This is a genomic window from Aphanizomenon sp. CS-733/32 (assembly GCF_028330045.1).
Taxonomy (GTDB): Bacteria; Cyanobacteriota; Cyanobacteriia; order Cyanobacteriales; family Nostocaceae; genus Dolichospermum; species Dolichospermum gracile.
On record NZ_JAQMSE010000234.1, the window covers coordinates 36,671 to 55,354 of the forward strand.

Sequence of the window (18,684 nt, forward strand, 5' to 3'; positions counted from 1 at the left end):
GAGTTAAATATGACAATTCCCTTACTACCAACCTTACATAATTTACCTGCCACCTTACCCTTAGAAGGTGCTGTCACAATCGAGTTACAAGAAAGAACACCTATCTTTCGTGCTTCTAGTAATGTCCAGAATCGTATTGAAACATTACTCTTGCAACAACAAGATTCTCAACTTACACCAGAAGAAGAACAAGAATTAGATAGTTATGAAGAAAATAGATGATTATCTCAGTTTTCTAAATCGCATAGTCCGTAATTTTGCCCACAATCAAAATAACCGAATTTTATAGAAAAACTCAAAATCCTCAACTCTTCCTCTCTGCGTGAAATAAAATCATATTCTTAATTACCAAAATCATGGAATCACCAATAGAAAGAATCAAACTTTCCCAAACAGCCAAAGAACAACTTCTCAAACTCAAACGCAGCACCAAAATTGAACAATGGAACATATTATGTCGGTGGGCGTTTTGTCGTTCCCTCGCAGAACCCGCAGCACCCTCACCCGTACCTATCCCCCAAGATAGTAACGTCGAAATGACATGGCGGGTTTTTGGGGGAGAAATGTCCGATATATTACTTTTAGCCCTCAAACAACGCTGCTACAACGACGGCTTAGATACAGATAGAGAAACCCTAATTACGCAATTTCGCTTACATTTACATCGGGGTATTGGTTACTTAGCCGGAGATCAGAATATTAAGAAAGTTGAAGATCTAATTGAACAGGCTACAAAGAACGTAAAATCCTGATTTTGCACCGTCTAGTAGAAATGACAAGATAACTCTTATGAAAGAAATTCAAGCACTCCGACAGGCGTTCCAAAGCCAGAAAATGGGTGCTTTATTATTACTAGGTTTTGCATCAGGTTTACCCCTATTTCTGACCAGTAGAACCCTACAACTATGGATGCAAGATGCCAAAGTTGATATTGCCAAAATCACCTTATTTGGGTTATTAAGTTTACCTTATTCCTTAAAGTTCCTGTGGTCGCCCCTATTAGATAGATTTACACCACCATTACTAGATGGCAGAAGAGGGTGGTTAATTATTACCCAAATTGGGTTAGTATTAGCGATCGCTGCCCTGGCAATTCAACAACCCGCCCAAAATGACCAAATATTACAAATCCTCGCCATCAACTGCCTAATTATTACCTTCCTCAGTGCCACCCAGGACATCGCCGGGGATGCCTACCGGACAGACATTTTAAACCCCCTAGAGGCACAGCCAGGGGCATCTGTGTGGGTATTAGGCTACCGGATTGCCCTATTTATTACCAGTTCCCTCGCCTTAGTCTTAGCAGATTACTTGCCTTGGAATGTCGTATATTTACTCATGGCAGTAATTATGGCAGGAAGTATATTTACCACCTTGTGGTCGCCCAGAGAACACAAGTTGCAAGACAAAACACAACTAGCGCCCATTTCTAGGCAAGACGTGATTTTCATAGTCCTGATCACCTTACTAGTAGCAGGGTTAATTGCCGGCGTTTTTGTCGGGTTCATTCCCCAACCTGTATTTTATTGGTTACTAGCAGGATTATTAGTGGCTTGGATCACTACATCCGTATTATTACCAAACTCCCTCCTCAACGAAATTACGGAAGATAGTCCCCCTCAAAACTTACAAACAGCTATTTTTCTACCTTTCAAAGAATTTTTTCACCGCTTTGGCATCAAACAAGCCAGTTTAACACTAGGTTTTATATTACTTTATAAACTAGGTGATTCCCTCGTCGGCATTACAGCCAACCTATTTTTACGAGAAATAGACTTTACCAAAACCGAAATCGGCGCAATCCAAGCCGGAATGGGATTTATTGCCACCACCGTCGGTGTATTAGCTGGGGGTGTAATCATGACCAAAATTAACTTAAATCGCAGTTTGTGGGTATTTGGAGCGCTGCAATTACTGAGTAACTTAGGTTATTATGCCCTAGCTATGGCTAATAAAAAAGATTATTCCCTACTAGTCATCGCCGTTAACATCGAAAACTTCTCCGCTGGATTAGTCACAGTGGCTACAGTCGCCTTTTTAATGAGTCTCTGTAACCACCGATTCACAACCACCCAGTTTGCTTTATTCTCCAGCCTCATGGCCATTAGTCGAGACGTACTTTCCGCCCCCGCCGGTAGTTGGGCGACAGCCACAGGTTGGCCGACATTTTTCTTACTTTCTCTTGTGGCGGCGTTACCTGGTTTGCTACTATTACCTATTGTCGCCCCTTGGCATCCCAAGGTATTAGCAGCCACCAGACCAGGACTAGAAAAAGATATATGGGAACACAAGTAGTTATTATTATCGGTACGTTTGTTCTAATAGTCACAGGTCTATTACTGGGCTATGTCCTCTCACAATTAGTGCTGCAAAATCTGCCTTTTAACCCCGTCACACTACTAGGAACTATCAGCCTGATCCTAATTTTTGGAACACTTTATTACGTCCTATTTTGGCAACTGCGACGCGAACCCCTGCAAGCACTCAATCCCAGCATCCCCAACCAACCAGATGAAGAAGTGACCGGCAACTACCTCAAAAATCGCCTCATCGCTAGATTATCTGGAGACGTAGCGGCGGCGGAAAGACTAATTGAACAAGCCAAACAAAACGTTCCGGGAATGCCCGAAAATTGGTACTGTGAAAAGGTCTTAAATGAATTAGACCAGGATCAGCCTTAATATTAGGGCAGAAAAAGACAAATTCATTTTGCTTAGTGCAAGTTGGCTAATTTATTCTTGAGAATTCGCTAGAATTAATACTGTTGCTATTTATTCATAAACAAAAACATGGCTATTTTTCGTCAATATATTGCCCCTTTGATTGCAGTGTTGATATTTACCCTGGCTTTGGTAGCAGTCAGCGCTCGCATCTTTTTACCCTCGGATATGGTAGCTCCCGCTCCCATTGGCATGATCATTAGGTAATTAGGGAATAAGTCTATTTTGAATTTCATCGCCGGCTATTCTCTTCGCCAAGGTTCTACCCTCGATAAAGCCCTCTTGGTCAAGTTCATGCAGCGCACTTACCAAGAACAATTCCCTGATCAAGACTTTTCCCATTTGGCACATACAGTTGAGCAATACTTCTGTCGTGATACCCCCCTCTGGTGGGTGTATGAAGAGGTAGGGGAGGTAGGGGAGAAAATTCCTCACCAATTACCAATCACCGATTACCAATCACCCGTAGCTTGTTTATGGGTGGGGAATGCTATAGATCAGGTTAGTGGCGATCGCCATCCGCACATCTTTCTCCTCTACGTCATCCCAGAATATAGGCGCAAAGGCATTGGTAAAGCATTAATGGCTTATATAGAAAATTGGGCTACACAAAAAGGCGATGTCTCCGGTAAGCCCAACTATCGCCAAATTGGACTACAAGTATTTCTCTCCAATACACCCGCATTAAATCTTTATCATCAACTTGGTTATCAAGAACAATCCCTCTGGATGATAAAATCACTTGAGTTAGGGAACTCTTAACAGGGAACGGGGAATAGGGTTACAGTAAAATAATTATGTACGACGAATACGAACTAAGCCTACTCGACACCGAAGGGGAGCTTATTACCCCACTAGACCACATAGAACCACTGAATGATGAATCAGAAGTGGAAAAGCCTGATGTGGAATTAATGCTGGTACTCCTAGCCAATCCCCAACCCCAACAACGGATGTTAGCAGCGCGTGCTTTTTGTGATATTCAAGATGAACGGGCAACACCTCATCTCATCCATCTGTTGATAGATAACTGTCCCCTCGTCCGAGTCAGTGCTGCCTACGGTATCGGTCGTAATCCTGCCCAAGAAGCCGTAGAACCCTTAATTAGGCAACTCAACCGCGATTTTAATGGTTATGTTCGCAAAGGCATAGTCTGGGCTTTAGGTAATTGCCGCGATCGCCGTTCCCTAGCACCCCTCACCAATGCCCTCAGAACCGACATTCCCGCCGTCCGTCTCTGGGCAGCCAGCGCCCTAGCACAGATGACAGAAGTAGGTTATGAAGCCATCGTCGGCGCAATTCCTGCCCTAATCGAAGCCTTGGTTAAAGACCCTGTAGCTGCTGTGCGTAGTAACTCCGCTTGGACAATCGGCCAGCTTTGCAAAGAACTACCTTCCAATGTCGTCTATGCTACAGCCATAGACGCACTAATTCAAGCTTTTGCTGAAGACAAAGACTTAGGAGTAAGAGAAGACACCAAAGCTTCGCTACTGGGAGTCGGCGATCCTCGCGGACTACAATTAATCGAGACCCTCGAACAAGAAGGATGGTTTTAGACCATGGATATTTAGGTGGATTATGTGTATAGATATGTGTATTATACACTATTTTGTCTGAATCAGATATTTTCATTATATTGATTCAGGTTTCCAAGGATTAATAATAGAAATACCACATCCTTCAAAATCAGTAACATTGCGCGTTACTATAGTTGCTTTATGAGTGTAACAAATAGCAGCAATTTGAGCATCGGGTTGAGAAATTGGAGTACCATTTTGTCGTCGTCCAGATGCAATATAAGCAAATGCTACAGCAGCATTTTGATCAAAAGCTAGAACTCGTCCAGCGAAATCTTCAGAAAACATTAGTTGTGCTGTTTGACTAAGTTCTTCTCGTCGTTTTCCTTCAGGAAGTAAAGCAATACCATAGAGAATTTCTGCTTGAGTAATTGTTGTAGTAAACAAACTCATTAAAGGTTGTGCTGCTACCCATTCACGAACTATTGCTGACTTTTGAGTTTTCATCAGTTCAGAAATGACGTTTGTATCCAAAATAATCATTTTTTAATCGGCAAATATTGACACTGTGCGAATTGCGTCTCTCTCTATTTCCGGTAATTCCAAATCTTCAAAATTAGCAAAACGCTTTTCAATTAGAGTAACTAAATTGATAGGATTTTTAGTATTTCCTGTGAGAACAAGACGGAGAATTTCTGTAATTTCTTGTTCTAAGGAATGTCCATGTTTTTCGGCTCTTTTTTGTAACTGATTTTTCAGATCATCATCAAGGTTAGAGATTGTGATATTAGTCATAATCAATTTAAAGTTAAAAGATATGTTTATTATACACTATCAATTTTATTTTTTGTCTGATAGCGAAGCGTGGCGAAAGCCATATCAGGATATCCAGCATTAAAGGAGTTTAAAAATCTCTTCAATATCAACAGGTAAATAGGGAAAAACAGAGTCTTCAGCACCATCATGTACATGATGAGGATAGGTGGCAATTTCGGGGTGATGGGGTGCGTTATCCCAACGTTTTATTAGTTCTCTATTTTCAGTTTGCCAATGGAAACTATATTTAATTATTTCTACTTGTCCAAATTCTATTTTAAAAAACTCAAACATTTCTAAAAAACTACCATCTTTTAATATCACACGATAACGCCATAAACCTTTATCAGTTTGTGCTTCTTCTCTAAGAATCGTAAAATTTACGACTTCTGGACAAAGTGTAATTATAGATTTGATCCAAGCTAAATAATCATCAGCGTTTTTAACATTTTTCATAAAGCTTGTTCTAGTTTATTTATTTTTGTTAAAATATCTTTGCGAAGTTCGCATAAACCAAACCATTCAAAAAAATCCATTTCATCCCCTAAACTTCCTGAGTTAAATTGTTCTACAAATTGTTCAGAAGTGAGTTGATATTTTTTCTCAAATTTATCTATATCTAAGTTATATGTGGCTAGTTTTTGACGATGACGAGTTAAAATTACATTTAGTAGTTGCCCAATAATTCTTTCTAATTCTGTGTTGTCGCTACAGTTTTCACTCAGCAATTCTAATTTTTCTAATGTATTCATAATTATATATACCTTTGGTGAGGTTTATCTTTATTATACACTATTAATTTTATTTTTTGTCTGATAGCGAAGCCATATCAGAATAACCAGAATTATTGGTTTTTCTCAGCTTTCTCGCGGATCTTCATCTGGTGGATGCCAACCACCTTTTACCCAGAAACGACGCGCTTTGATAATAGAACCTTCATTATGCCTTTCATCATTGAGGTCTAAGCGATTACAAGTAGCCCTTCCTGTAGGAGTAATACCAATAATTTTTAAACCATCTGCTGACCAAAGAAAATGATCTGACCATTTCTGTTTTCGAGGATTAAATATAGGAATTAAATCTCCAGTTTCCGGGTCAATACCAGTTGTAAAATTGTAGCGATATCCGTTACAACGTTGACAAGCTAAAGCTAAATTCTCAGGGTCATCTGATGAACCAGGAAGAGACTGAGGAATAATATGATCAATAGCAAATAACGCTGCACTTGCTTCTTCTAAAGAATGACAGTATTCACAAAGGAATTTTGCTCTTTCCCTGACTAATTTTTTGGTTGTCTCGTTAACTGTCATGATTCAGCAATTATTTTTGCATTCAATAAAGTAAAAATCCTGTCCAGTTCTAATATTCCTGCTAGTTCAGCTTCTTCTGTTGTAGTTAACATTCCTGCTTTATTTTTATCAGCAAGTTCTTCTAACCTAGATTGTAATTCTGGAGTGAATTTAAACAAGTTCAAATTTCTGACTTTGCTGATTTCAATTCCAGATTCTATCCAGTATGAGGGTTGAATCATTACTTGAGTCATCATAGAATTATTTTAATAATTTTGATAACTTTTATATTATAACATATTCAATTTTATAATTATTGATATTTGAAAATATTTTTTGTCTGAATCAGGATAACCAGGATTACAGGATTTTCAGGATGTGATTGTTTATTTGAGGTGGGGATTTTTGTGGATTTTTTTGTCTGATAGCGAAGCGTGGCGTAGCCATATCAGGATAACCAGGATTACAGGATTTTCAGGATGTTGTTGTTTATTTACAGTGGGGATTTTGAGCATTTTTTTGTCTGAATCAGGATTTTCAGGATTATAGGATTTTCAGGATGTTTTTGTTTTATTGTCTATGAGAAATAGAGACTTTGGGATGATTGATAAGATAAATTATATGTTAAATTATTAAATTATCTGCTGTTACTTCTTGACTATTACTGTAACTGTATTTCCTCATTTTTTAATATTCACAGACAATTCATCAATCACAATCCTGTAAATCCTAAAATCCTGGACATCCTGATTCTGACAATTACAATTTCAGCATCTCACCAATAACTTACAAATCACAATCCTGTAAATCCTAAAATCCTGGATATCCTGATTCAGACAAAAAATATGAATCAGATATTTTCATTATGTTGGGTTGCGTTCCTTAATCTAAGCTAGAAGATGAGCGATCACAATGACCCCACAATGAGTTATACTAGGCTAAACCCGGATATTTAAAATAAGGATTTTATTATGGTAAGAGAACACTCTATTGCTGACGAAACTTTAAATAAACTTTTGTATGAACTGCAAAATAACAATATTTTTGCTTTAGTTGGTGAAAATATGAGTGGCAAGACGGAGTTAATGAGAAGATTTAGAAACTCTAAAAAATACCTTCGAGAGAACATTGAATTTTTAACATTGCATATAGAATTACCTTTAAACCAATATCTTATTAGTCATAATGATAAACCCTCAGAAACTATTCGTTCTGATGAAGTTATCAAAATAGTAGATAAGATTCAAAACATTAATTCAATATCACCTAATAACGATATTTTAAAAGAAATAATAGCTAATGTGAATACATCACTAAAGGTATTTCATGAAAATTCAGAAGTAGTAATAAGAGAAATAGCAACTAAAACAGAACGAACTGAACCCCCATTAAATAAAGTTATTAGAACTACTTTAGGTATTGGAGTTGACGAGTTGAATAATATAAATAAAGAAGATTTAAAATATTTACATGAATGTATTATTGATTTGATCCAAAATTCTAATTTTAAACCTGATAAACTAAATAATGAGCAAATAAATCAGTTACAAAAATGTATCAAAGTAGTATTCGATGGTAGAAGTGAGGTGAGTTTAACACAAGCAAGCGCAGGATTAGGGGTTTTAGTTTCATTAATTTTTGTGATAGAAGCTATTTCATATTTTCAAAATATCAACTGTCTTTTGTTAATAGATGAACTAGAAGCATATTTACATCCGGCTTGGCAGAAAAAATTAATCAAATATTTACAACAGAAATCCAATGAAAGAATAAATATTATATTTTCAACCCATTCTCAACATTTAATACTGACAGATAGATTAGACTCTATAGGTTTAGTAAAGTATAGTGATAAAAAAATTGATTTTGAAAAACTTTTTGATAATATTCCTTTTATAAACCCACAAAAGGATAGGGAATTAAATATATTAAAACCTATTGAAGATGCTCTTGGTCTTGAATTAAATATTTTCTCTACTCCGTTTATAACTGTAGAAGGTGAAGAAGAAATGATGTTATTTTCATATCTTTTTCCGAAATTTACATCTCAAATTCCGCCCAGAATTATTAATCTACATGGGAAAGATAATCTGATACCATATATCCTTCTTTCCAAAATATATGAAGAGCAAAATAAAAGTGTTTTTGTATTAGATGCTGATGTAAATTTCGGTTTAGTTAAGCACATAGAAAAACGTAAAGAAGCAATCATTAAATTACAAAATCGCTTTATTTTTATTGGAAAAAAACTATATGATTTCCAAGAACTATATCCTAACAATGATCTGACAAAACATACAGGTAACGAGGAATGTTTAGAGGATTTCTTTGCAGTAAAAATTCTAGGACAAAACAATCAAGATGGATATGAAGAAATAAGACAAATTACAAAAGATTTAGTTAACCAAATAGAAGATGAAAGTTTAGTAAATAAATTGATACCTATTATAGAAAATAACCATATAACTAAATTTAAGGATATAAAAAGTAGAATAGGTAAGTTTTCTTCCAGTGATCCCAAAATATCCAATCAAGATAAATTAATACAAAAAATAAAAAATTCAATATTAAATAAGGTTTTAGCAAAAGAAGATAAATTAGAGAATATTAGATGTCTCATAAATCAAATTCATCAAAAAATTACTCAGCTTTAAAAATTGATAATAAAACAGTCAATCACAAAAACTCAAAAATTCAGATCCCCGACTTCTTTTTTCAACCTTGTTAATCAATGATAAATTGATATCAGAAGTCGGGGATCTTAGAGACTACAAATTAACTATAAGCCTCCATCGGTAAACAAGAACAAACAAAATTCCTATCCCCAAAAGCAGCATCAATTCTCCCCACACTTGGCCAGAACTTATATTCCTTATTCCAAGGTGCAGGATAAGCAGCTTGTTCACGGGAATAGGGATGATTCCACTCACCAATGATCAAACTTTCCGCAGTGTGAGGGGCATTTTTCAAAAGATTATCGTGAATGTCCATTTTACCAGATTCAATTGCCGCAACTTCCTCACGAATCGCAATCAAAGCATCACAAAATCTATCTAATTCCTGTTTAGATTCACTTTCCGTTGGTTCTACCATAATTGTCCCAGCAACAGGCCAAGAAACAGTAGGTGCATGAAAACCATAATCCATTAACCGCTTCGCAACATCATCAATTTCAATCTGCGCTGATTTCTTCAAACTTCGCAAATCTAAAATACATTCATGTGCCACTAAACCATTTTTTCCCTGATACAAAACCGGATAATATGACTCTAATTTCTTAGCGATGTAATTAGTATTCAGAATCGCAATTTTGGTTGCTTCCGTCAACCCATCTGCACCCATCATGATAATATACATCCAAGAAATCACTAAGATACTTGCACTACCCCAAGGTGCAGCAGAAACAGCACCCAAATCACCACCCATTCTCACTACAGAATGTCCAGGAAGGAACGGTACAAGGTGGGAAGCGACACCAATGGGACCCATACCGGGACCACCACCACCATGAGGAATACAGAAAGTTTTGTGTAAGTTCAAATGACAAACATCAGCACCAATATCACCAGGACGACAAATACCCACTTGGGCGTTCATATTAGCGCCGTCCATGTAAACTTGTCCACCGTGACTATGAATTACCGCACAAATTTCTTGAATTGCTTCTTCAAATACCCCATGAGTTGATGGATATGTCACCATTAATGCTGCTAATTCATGACTATGTTTTTCAGCTTTGGCTTTTAAATCAGCAACATCAATATTACCTTGATCATCACAAGCAACTCCTACTACTTTCATTCCGCACATTACCGCACTCGCGGGATTTGTTCCATGGGCAGATTGCGGAATTAAACAAATATTTCGATGTCCTTCTCCGCGACTTTGATGATATTCGTGAATTACCAAAAGTCCCGCATATTCACCTTGAGAACCTGCATTTGGTTGTAAGGAAATTCCTGCAAAACCTGTAATTTCTCCTAACCATGCTTCTAGTTGTTGGAAGAGGATTTGATAACCTCTAGTTTGGGAAATTGGCGCAAAAGGATGGATTTTCCCAAATTCTGCCCAAGTGACGGGAATCATTTCCGAAGTTGCGTTTAACTTCATAGTACAAGAACCCAAGGGAATCATTGAAGTTGTTAATGATAAATCCTTGCTTTCTAGTTGATGTAAATAACGTAATAACTCAGTTTCTGAATGGTAACGGTTAAAAACTGGATGAGTGAGATATTTACTTTGACGTGATAATTGAGAATGAGAAATTGGTAATTCTTCCACAGTAAAAGGTAATTGATCTTTTAATGCGAAAATTTGCCAAATGTCAATTAAATCTGTTTCGGTGGTCGTTTCATCTAAGGAAATACCCACTGTGGAATTATCAAAAATTCTCAAATTGATATTTCTCTCATTTGCAGCGTCAAGAATTGCTTCTAATCTGGTATTTCCTAATTCTACCCGCAAGGTATCAAAGAAGTTTTCAGAAGTGATTTTATAACCTAACTTTTTCAATCCTGCGGCTAAAGTTGCGGTAAGTTCATGGATATTTTGAGCAATTTGTTTCAATCCATCTGGTCCATGATAAACTGCATACATACTCGCCATCACTGCCAATAATACCTGTGCTGTGCAAATATTACTGGTGGCTTTATCTCTGCGGATATGCTGTTCACGGGTTTGTAAGGCTAAACGGTACGCAGGTTGACCGTGAATATCTTTTGATACCCCCACAATGCGCCCTGGAACGAGCCGTTTATACTCTTCCTTCGTGGCAAAATAGGCAGCGTGTGGTCCCCCAAATCCCAAGGGAATACCGAAGCGTTGGGTACTACCTACAGCAATATCAGCCCCTAATTCACCAGGGGGTGTAAGTAATGTTAAACTCAAAGGATCTGCGGCTACAGTCACCAATGCACCCTGAGCATGGGACTTTGTGATAAAATCGCAGTAGTCGTAAATTGTCCCGTCGGTTGCGGGATATTGCAGAACTGCACCAAAGATAGTTTCGGAAAAATCAAAGGTTTGATGATCACCGATAATGATGTTTATACCCAAAGGTTTGGCGCGTGTTTGCAATACATCAATGGTTTGCGGATGACATTCACTAGAAACAAAATAGTTATGGGATTTGTTTTTGCACACACCATAACTCATGCTCATTGCTTCTGCGGCTGCTGTCCCTTCGTCAAGTAAAGAAGCGTTAGCAATTTCCAACCCCGTTAAGTCAATAATCATGGTTTGGAAATTTAACAACGCTTCCAAACGTCCTTGGGCAATTTCTGGCTGATAAGGGGTGTATGCTGTATACCAACCGGGATTTTCTAAGATGTTGCGTTGAATGACGGTAGGGGTGATACAGTCATAATACCCCATGCCGATAAATGAGCGATAAACTTGATTTTTATCGGCTATTTGCTTTAATTTTGCCAATGCTGCAAATTCGCTTTGTGCTGCTGGTAGATTGAGGGTTTGATGAAAGCGGATTGCCTGTGGTACTGTTTTATCAATGAGGTCATCAAGGTGGGAAAGACCTAATATATCAAGCATTTGCTTGACATCATCAGGGTTTGCTCCAATGTGTCTTTGTGCAAAGTTGCCTAATTTTTCACCGGTGTGAGGTTGAATGCGCGGGAGATTAGCTACCACAAATCGTTCTCCAAAGGTTTCTGTATTAATATATTGTAATGATCACTTTTGGATATTAGGGTTTTTTCTATATCTTGATTTTTTTCTCGCAGAGGCGCAGAGGCGCAGAGAGGAAAGGAAGAAATTAAGGATTGGTGGAATTTATTGATTGGTAATGTTTCCATTTTTGCTGTAGTCGCTTTCTTTTTTCGGGTGTTAAGGTGTGGAAACAGTGAGGACAGGAAATACTTTTTTCATATTCTGGGGAGGTTTTATCTTTTTCGGAAATGGGATATCCACAAGCAAAGCATAATTCTTGATTTCCTGTTTCTAAGTCATGACTAACTGTGACTCTTTGATCAAAGATAAAACATTCTCCTTGCCATAAACTTTCTGCTGGGGGAATTTCTTCTAGATATTTGAGAATGCCTCCTTTGAGGTGATACACTTCTTCAAAACCTTGAGAGAGTAAGTAGGAAGAAGCTTTTTCGCAACGAATTCCTCCGGTACAAAACATGGCTACTTTTTTATGTTTTTTGGGGTCAAGATGTTTTTGTACATATTCGGGAAAGTTTCTAAATATTTGAGTTTGGGGATTTTCTGCACCTTTAAAAGTCCCAATGCTGACTTCATAATCATTGCGGGTATCAATGACTGTGACTTCTGGATTAGAAATTAAATCATTCCAATCTTTAGGTTTGACATAAGTTCCTACTTTTTCCGCTGGGTTTACTTCTGGTAATCCTAAAGTGACAATTTCTTTTTTTAACCGAATTTTTAACCGCTCAAATGGGGGAATTTCTGTGTAGGATTCTTTATGTTCTAAATCTGCAAACCGCGAGTCACTGCGAAGAAAGGCTAGAACTGTGTCAATTTGCTGACGAGAACCAGCAATTGTGCCGTTAATTCCTTCCTGTGCTAGTAAGATAGTTCCTTTTATTCCTTGTAACTCACAAAGGGATAATAAGGCTGCTTGTAGTTCTCTACAATCAGGTAGATTCACGAATTTATATAGTGCAGCAACAACTGTCTGATTTTCTTGGTTCATGGTCTTGGCAAATTAATAATAATAGTTTATGATGATATAGTTATGTAAAATCAACCCTTTTTACATAAAAAACAGACTTGGGGGTTTAGCTCAGTTGGTAGAGCGCCTGCTTTGCAAGCAGGATGTCAGCGGTTCGAGTCCGCTAACCTCCATTGATTTACGAAATACGTCTCACGCAAAGGCGCAAAGAATAAAAGCCGCATTTCAATCCAGCAAGCCCTAATTATGTTTAAATACTAAGGAAAGGTTATTTGCTGGCATGGGGTAAGTTTGGTGCAATATTAAATTTTGGGCTTGGGCAGCTTTTACTACATCTTCTAGGTTACGCACTCCCCAGTCTGGATTTTGCGCTTGTAAAGATTCATCAAAGGCAGCGTTACTGGGTGCTGTATGTTCGCCATTTTCTTTGTATGGTCCATACAAGTAAAGTATACCATTGCGTGGGAGTATCCGTCCAGCCCCTGCCATGAGTCCTAAACAGCTTGACCAAGGGGAAATATGAATCATGTTAATATTAACAATAGCAGAAATAGGAGGCTCTGGTAATGGTTCTGTTTCTACCGGCCATATTGGTGAACTAGCATCTAAATCTATGGGTGGTTGCATGGCTTCACAGGGAAAAAATTCAGCCCATGCGTTAATACTAGCACGCAGTTCGGGGTCAGGGTCGGAAGGTAGCCATTGCCGAGGTGCGAGGTGGTAGGAGAAAAATGTAGCGTGTTCACCTGTGCCACTGGCGATTTCTAAAATAGTCCCATGTTGAGGCAATATTTGTAAAAGTAATTCTAGAATGGGTTCGCGGTTGCGCTGGGTTGCGGGGGCAAATTTTCGCTGGTCTGGTGGTGTGTTCATATTGGGTGACCATTCACTATCATAATTAAATTAGCAGCGATTCCTGCGGAGCGCTTCGCTATCGCTCAATTTTAGCTTTTTTTGCCTCACCACAGGAGAACAACTTGCCTAAATCTATTCATTCTACCCAACCTCCCCTAAAATTTATTCCTCAACGTCATAATCCCTTTGTGGTTAAAGTTGTGTCTTGGTTTTTGCCTTTGATTTTGCGGGTGAGAACTAGACCTTGGCTACCTGCGGGTATTGTCAAGGTTGAAGCCAAAAATGCGGAAGTCTTGGCTAAATTATACCACGAATTTCAAGCAGGTAAAGTCCGATTTTTAATTGCTTTCCGTCACCCAGAGGTGGAAGATCCTCTATCTATGTTATACCTACTATCACGGATTGTCCCCCAGGTAGCAAGAGAAAAAGGTATTAATCTTAAATACCCTGTTCACAGTCATTTTATGTATGAACGAGGAATGACTTTATGGGCAGGAAATTGGTTAGGATGGTTATTTTCCAGACTTGGTGGTGTACCAATTCGTAGGGGGAAACGCGTAGATAAAAATGCTATCCAAATGGCACGGGAATTATTTGCTAATGCTGAAATGCCGATAGCGATCGCTCCTGAAGGTGGTACAAATGGACATAGTAGTATAGTCAGTCCCTTAGAACCTGGTGTGGCACAATTGGGTTTTTGGTGTGTGGAAGATTTAAAAAAGGCTAACCGCGAAGAACAGGTTTTTATTATTCCTATTGGTATTAAATATAGTTATGTTAATCCCCCTTGGCAAAAAATAGATTGGCTGTTATCTAAATTGGAAGCTGATAGCGGTTTACCTGGGACGGAACTTAGTACAAATGGAAAGGAACGGGAAGGAATTTTATATCAGCGGGTTTTACGTTTAGCTGCATATCTAATTTCGGAAATGGAGGAATTTTATCGCCGTTTCTATCATCAAGATTTTCCAGAAATTATCAGTTCAGAAGTTACTATAAATGAAGTGTTAATTACTAGATTACACCGTTTGATGGACACGGCTTTGAAAATCACAGAAAAGTATTTTAATCTCCAGTCTCAAGGTAATTTTATTGATAGATGTCGTCGTTTAGAAGATGCTGGTTGGAATTATATTTATCGAGATGATATTGCCGATATTCCCAGTTTACCACCTTTTAAACGTGGTCTGGCTGATTGGATAGCCCAAGAAGCCGATTTGAAAATGCAGCACATGAGAATTGCTGAAAGTTTTGTGGCGGTTACTGCTGATTATATTCTCGAAAAACCCACGCCGGAAAGATTTGCAGAAACCCTTTTATTAATGTTTGATATGTTGTCTCGTATTCAGGATTCTACTTTACCAGGAAGGCCACGTTTAGGTTTAAAACAATCCATGATTTTGGTTGGTGAACCGATTAATGTGAATACAAGATGGGAAAACTGTCAAGGGAGTAAACAAGCTTTGCGTAAGGGTGTGAGTGAGTTGACGCAGGATTTACAGGTGATGTTGGAGGGGTTAATTAAGGATTAAGTTCACGCAGAGGCGCAAAGAGGGTTTTTGTGTCTCTGGGTGAGGTTTTATAAGAAATATTCTACAGTCCAATCTTCAATGGTTAAATCAGGAACTTTGATAAAGTCTTTATAATTTTGAGTAACTACAATTGCTCGATTAACTAAAGCTATTGCAGCAATTCTTAAATCTTGTGAACCGCTGTTAATTTTTTGCTGTCGTAACTTTTTATAACATTCACAAGCTGCTTCATTGAACTCCAATAAATTGAGATTACAAAAGAAATTTTGAGTCAGTTTTAGATTTCGATGAGCAGATGCTAATCCTTGTAGATTTTGATTGCTATTACATTTATTGATAATAGCTAGTCTACCTTTTAATTGTTCTTCAAGCGTGATAGTTGTCACAAATATGCTAGAACTGTCAACGGCTCTAATACGTTGAATGATTTGATTATTTTCATGTTGTAAAAGAGTCACAATATTAGTATCAAGAATATAGATACTCACGCTGCATGATTCTCCTCAATAGAAGCTTCATAAGCAGCTATTTCTTCATCTAATTTACGCCGATTTTCTGCCATTTCTTCGACAAATTCATCAAAAAATGGATCATCTTTGAACATACCAGCAAATTTGACTAAAGGGTTAGACTCTTCTACAATTTCTTCAGGTATTAATATTCCTGCACCAAAGCATAGACGTAATGTCACCCACCATAAGTAAGAAAAAATAGGACTGGAAAAGTCATTATCATTAATTAAACCATGAGCCATACGATTTCTTAAATTTGACCCAGATTTCTCTATTAATAAACCTTGAAGATCAAAAAGTGTATCTTCATCAAAAATTGAAGTAATTTGTGGATACTTACTGGGGAAAAGAGTTGCATTTAAATTGTCTTCTTTTTGAATACCATTATTTTTGTTGTCAATTCCCGAAGTTATTGCTCCTCTATTAGAGAGTAGATAACGAACGGAGTTTTCAATTTGGGGAATTAAGATATGAGTAGAAGTAATAAAATCTCCGATTAATCCAGCATAAAGACCTTTGATAAATAACTTTTCTCTTCCTGGTGGTACAAAAGGGTTATTTATAACCAATGGAAGTAAGTCGGTTTCTTTGATTTTGTTTTCTTCCGATTTTTGTATTATATGTTCCGAAAAGATTTGATATCTAGCTGGTTCAATAAAAGCCTGAGCATAAATTTTTTGATATTCAGCAGCTTTTACATACATTTCAAACTTAATTGCTTCTTCCCAGTCATTAGAGTTAGTAATTTGACGCGCTATAACTTTACCCATCTCATTCATTTTCACTATTGGCAAAAAATGGGATAAACTAGCTGTTTCCTCCACGATTTGTCGCAGTTCTGAAACTTTAGGTGGAGTTGCTAAAGAAGCCAAAGATAATAGTGCTTCTGGAAATTCTTTCCCTCTAACCTGTGATCTAGCTAATTCTACTTCTTCACTAATATTAAACTCAGAAGAAATTGTTATTAACTCATTAGATGATTTCTGTTGACACTCAAGAAGACGTTTGTGAATTTCTTCTAATTTAGTGTTTATCGCTGCTTTTTCTTCTTCTGTACCTTGGCTTTTTAATTTTTCAAATGCTTCAAAAGCTTTCTGTAAATCGTGTGATGCTTTTAGGTAAGGAAGTGGATGTTTAGTTAAAGAATCTTCAGCTTCCTTGATGTAAGTTTCAGCAACAAGCATTCTCTCTGTATATGCCTTTGCTACATTTTTTTCAATACGATGCCATTCTGCCTTAATTTCCCAGTAGTTTCGTGCTTTATCCCATTCTTTACTAGATTCTTGAAAAATTGCCCCTTTCTCAGCTAGAGCAGCGTATTTAGCAGTATTTAAAAGTTGCTTTTTCCGCAAAAAATTGATGTTTTTTTCCCCTTGTAAAAGCTCATGGAGCTTTATTGATAGCCATAATGGATCTTCTCCTTGGTAACGATTTAAAACCTCGTCTATATATTCAATAACAATTTCTTGTTTATAATTAATTTTGTGTGCTAACCTAAGCGATCTTTCTATCCTATCAACACAATGACTCCATTTTTGAGGATCTTCTAGTTGTTTAGCAGATTCTAAATAAGCCTCAACTGCTAACTGCGCCATTTGGTAGTTACCATTTTTCACCCACAGAATATCAGCTACTCGTGCCTGAAGTTCTGGATCTGATATTTCAGGTGCAATTTCAGTTAAAAAGTTTAAATATTCTTCCGCGAGGTTACTAAAAACTTCACCAAAAAACTTATCGTTTAATTCTGGCTTGATTGCAGCACCGGTGACAAAGGCCAAAATTTCAAAAACAATCTGTTCTCTAATATTGACTGCTGCTTCTGCTTGCTTTGCCTTATTCCAGAAAGTCATGTGATAGCTAAGACATTCTTTTCTCTCGCTGCTATTAACCACTTCTTTCCAGCCAGAGTTAATAAAATCTTGTTTGGTGAGAGGGGGGTTTAGAGATAACATAATTTAAATTTACTAATAAGTCTATGATGGAAAATATAGGATAACTTAGGCGATTTAACGGTTATCCATATATTAACCCAATTTGCCAAAAATCGCTCACGACCTTAATCAATAGTTGGTGATAAATATTACTTTTATAGCTTAGGAATAAATTAGTATCATAATAGTGATATACTAACTCAGAGCGATCGCTACACTTGACGATTGATTAAGGATTAGTGGGGCGCAAATGTATAAACTTAATCATGTAAATCATAGTTCTGATATTTTTCTTCTAAAGCTTCAATTTGTTCACGTCGTGCTTCTAATTCTAAACTACGACGGGCTAAATCTTGATTTTGTAAGGTTAAACTTTGCTGCCAATTCTCCATTTTTACCGCTTCTTGTTTGAGAAACTCAGGAGTAATTCCCTTAGAAAGATAGATTTCTACTAGATTAATCACCCAGTCGGTAGCATCTTCAATTGTTTCAATTTCACCGGTAGGAGATAGTTTAACTAAGACTAATAAGTTATTACTTGTGGTATTTCCCTTTCCTAAAATAATTAAAGTTTCTTCCGAAATTGTTAACCAAAAGTTTTCTGATTCTTGTCGTGCTAATAAACGTAATTGATATTGATCTAAAAAATCATTTTTATGTACTTGGGCAAGATATAACATAGTTTTTAGGGAATAGGTAATGGGTAATGGGTAATGGGTAATAGCGAATTTTCCCAACTAATTACTAATTACCAATCACCCATTAAAGCAATATCTACGATATAGCGGTATGCACTTGAATGAGATACAGAATCTAGAGTAAAAGCCTTATGATAAGAGACTCTTAACTCCTGACTCCTG

21 protein-coding genes and 1 tRNA gene are annotated in these 18,684 nt (G+C 37.2%); 10 read left to right on the top strand and 12 right to left on the bottom strand.

The window, feature by feature from the left end; all coding sequences use genetic code 11:
- Nucleotides 1-9 precede the first annotated feature (9 nt).
- The 7 genes from PN471_RS20010 to PN471_RS20040 all read left to right on the top strand — a co-directional run bounded on the left by PN471_RS20010 (nt 10) and on the right by PN471_RS20040 (nt 4,276).
- Nucleotides 10-222 (top strand): hypothetical protein, encoded by a 213-nt coding sequence (locus PN471_RS20010; protein ID WP_442867170.1) that lies wholly within the window; start codon nt 10-12, stop codon nt 220-222.
- Nucleotides 223-356: 134 nt separating this feature from the next.
- Nucleotides 357-752 (top strand): DNA sulfur modification protein DndE, encoded by a 396-nt coding sequence (gene dndE, locus PN471_RS20015; protein WP_271778336.1) that lies wholly within the window; start codon nt 357-359, stop codon nt 750-752.
- Between the two features lie 37 nt (nt 753-789).
- A complete protein-coding gene (locus tag PN471_RS20020) occupies nt 790-2,295 on the top strand; it encodes an AmpG family muropeptide MFS transporter (protein ID WP_271778337.1) in 1,506 nt (501 codons plus the stop codon).
- Complete coding sequence (locus tag PN471_RS20025) at nt 2,280-2,681, top strand: ABC transporter permease (protein ID WP_271778338.1); 402 nt, start codon at nt 2,280-2,282, stop codon at nt 2,679-2,681. Before PN471_RS20020 ends, PN471_RS20025 begins: the two co-directional genes overlap by 16 nt.
- A gap of 108 nt (nt 2,682-2,789) precedes the next feature.
- Nucleotides 2,790-2,927 carry a hypothetical protein gene (locus tag PN471_RS20030; RefSeq protein ID WP_168466401.1) on the top strand — a complete coding sequence of 46 codons (138 nt, stop codon included), beginning with the start codon at nt 2,790-2,792 and terminating at the stop codon, nt 2,925-2,927.
- 18 nt (nt 2,928-2,945) lie between these two features.
- Nucleotides 2,946-3,482 (top strand): GNAT family N-acetyltransferase, encoded by a 537-nt coding sequence (locus PN471_RS20035; protein WP_271778339.1) that lies wholly within the window; start codon nt 2,946-2,948, stop codon nt 3,480-3,482.
- 35 nt (nt 3,483-3,517) lie between these two features.
- Nucleotides 3,518-4,276: a HEAT repeat domain-containing protein gene (locus PN471_RS20040; RefSeq protein WP_271778340.1), complete on the top strand. Its 759-nt coding sequence runs from the start codon at nt 3,518-3,520 to the stop codon at nt 4,274-4,276.
- A 75-nt stretch (nt 4,277-4,351) separates the two neighbouring features.
- Here the strand turns inward: PN471_RS20040 and PN471_RS20045 are convergent, their stop codons facing one another.
- From PN471_RS20045 to PN471_RS20070, 6 genes are all read right to left on the bottom strand, one after another.
- Complete coding sequence (locus PN471_RS20045) at nt 4,352-4,780, bottom strand: type II toxin-antitoxin system VapC family toxin (protein ID WP_271778341.1); 429 nt, start codon at nt 4,778-4,780, stop codon at nt 4,352-4,354.
- A 3-nt stretch (nt 4,781-4,783) separates the two neighbouring features.
- The gene (locus PN471_RS20050; RefSeq protein ID WP_271778342.1) at nt 4,784-5,032 is read right to left on the bottom strand and encodes a FitA-like ribbon-helix-helix domain-containing protein; all 249 of its coding nucleotides are present in this window, start codon (nt 5,030-5,032) and stop codon (nt 4,784-4,786) included.
- Between the two features lie 99 nt (nt 5,033-5,131).
- Nucleotides 5,132-5,509, bottom strand: a complete 378-nt coding sequence (locus PN471_RS20055) for a toxin-antitoxin system TumE family protein (RefSeq protein ID WP_271778343.1) — start codon at nt 5,507-5,509, stop codon at nt 5,132-5,134.
- Nucleotides 5,506-5,805, bottom strand: coding sequence for a hypothetical protein (locus tag PN471_RS20060; RefSeq protein WP_168505039.1), 300 nt, complete (start codon nt 5,803-5,805; stop codon nt 5,506-5,508). Before PN471_RS20060 ends, PN471_RS20055 begins: the two co-directional genes overlap by 4 nt.
- Before the next feature lie 105 nt (nt 5,806-5,910).
- Nucleotides 5,911-6,363: an HNH endonuclease gene (locus PN471_RS20065; protein ID WP_271778344.1), complete on the bottom strand. Its 453-nt coding sequence runs from the start codon at nt 6,361-6,363 to the stop codon at nt 5,911-5,913.
- A complete protein-coding gene (locus tag PN471_RS20070; protein ID WP_026103943.1) occupies nt 6,360-6,599 on the bottom strand; it encodes a hypothetical protein in 240 nt (79 codons plus the stop codon). Before PN471_RS20070 ends, PN471_RS20065 begins: the two co-directional genes overlap by 4 nt.
- Nucleotides 6,600-7,313: 714 nt before the next feature.
- Between PN471_RS20070 and PN471_RS20075 the strand changes: the two genes are divergently transcribed.
- Nucleotides 7,314-8,996 carry an ATP-dependent nuclease gene (locus PN471_RS20075; protein WP_271778345.1) on the top strand — a complete coding sequence of 561 codons (1,683 nt, stop codon included), beginning with the start codon at nt 7,314-7,316 and terminating at the stop codon, nt 8,994-8,996.
- 121 nt (nt 8,997-9,117) lie between these two features.
- Here the strand turns inward: PN471_RS20075 and gcvP are convergent, their stop codons facing one another.
- Nucleotides 9,118-11,988 (bottom strand): aminomethyl-transferring glycine dehydrogenase, encoded by a 2,871-nt coding sequence (gene gcvP / locus PN471_RS20080; protein ID WP_271778346.1) that lies wholly within the window; start codon nt 11,986-11,988, stop codon nt 9,118-9,120.
- A gap of 124 nt (nt 11,989-12,112) precedes the next feature.
- The gene (gene trhO, locus PN471_RS20085) at nt 12,113-13,015 is read right to left on the bottom strand and encodes an oxygen-dependent tRNA uridine(34) hydroxylase TrhO (protein ID WP_271778347.1); all 903 of its coding nucleotides are present in this window, start codon (nt 13,013-13,015) and stop codon (nt 12,113-12,115) included.
- 79 nt (nt 13,016-13,094) lie between these two features.
- On the opposite strand from trhO, the gene PN471_RS20090 reads away from it, so the two are divergent.
- Nucleotides 13,095-13,167, top strand: a tRNA-Ala gene (locus PN471_RS20090).
- Between the two features lie 67 nt (nt 13,168-13,234).
- Here PN471_RS20090 and PN471_RS20095 read toward each other — a convergent pair.
- Nucleotides 13,235-13,867 (bottom strand): DUF938 domain-containing protein, encoded by a 633-nt coding sequence (locus tag PN471_RS20095; RefSeq protein WP_271778348.1) that lies wholly within the window; start codon nt 13,865-13,867, stop codon nt 13,235-13,237.
- A gap of 104 nt (nt 13,868-13,971) precedes the next feature.
- On the opposite strand from PN471_RS20095, the gene PN471_RS20100 reads away from it, so the two are divergent.
- On the top strand, nt 13,972-15,381 hold the full coding sequence (locus tag PN471_RS20100) for a lysophospholipid acyltransferase family protein (protein WP_271778349.1): 1,410 nt from the start codon (nt 13,972-13,974) through the stop codon (nt 15,379-15,381).
- 47 nt (nt 15,382-15,428) lie between these two features.
- Here PN471_RS20100 and PN471_RS20105 read toward each other — a convergent pair whose 3' ends face one another.
- The 3 genes from PN471_RS20105 to PN471_RS20115 all read right to left on the bottom strand — a co-directional run bounded on the left by PN471_RS20105 (nt 15,429) and on the right by PN471_RS20115 (nt 18,504).
- On the bottom strand, nt 15,429-15,869 hold the full coding sequence (locus PN471_RS20105) for a type II toxin-antitoxin system VapC family toxin (RefSeq protein WP_271778350.1): 441 nt from the start codon (nt 15,867-15,869) through the stop codon (nt 15,429-15,431).
- Nucleotides 15,866-17,845 carry a DUF4209 domain-containing protein gene (locus tag PN471_RS20110; protein WP_271778351.1) on the bottom strand — a complete coding sequence of 660 codons (1,980 nt, stop codon included), beginning with the start codon at nt 17,843-17,845 and terminating at the stop codon, nt 15,866-15,868. Before PN471_RS20110 ends, PN471_RS20105 begins: the two co-directional genes overlap by 4 nt.
- Before the next feature lie 239 nt (nt 17,846-18,084).
- A complete protein-coding gene (locus tag PN471_RS20115) occupies nt 18,085-18,504 on the bottom strand; it encodes a hypothetical protein (RefSeq protein WP_271778352.1) in 420 nt (139 codons plus the stop codon).
- Nucleotides 18,505-18,684 lie beyond the last annotated feature (180 nt).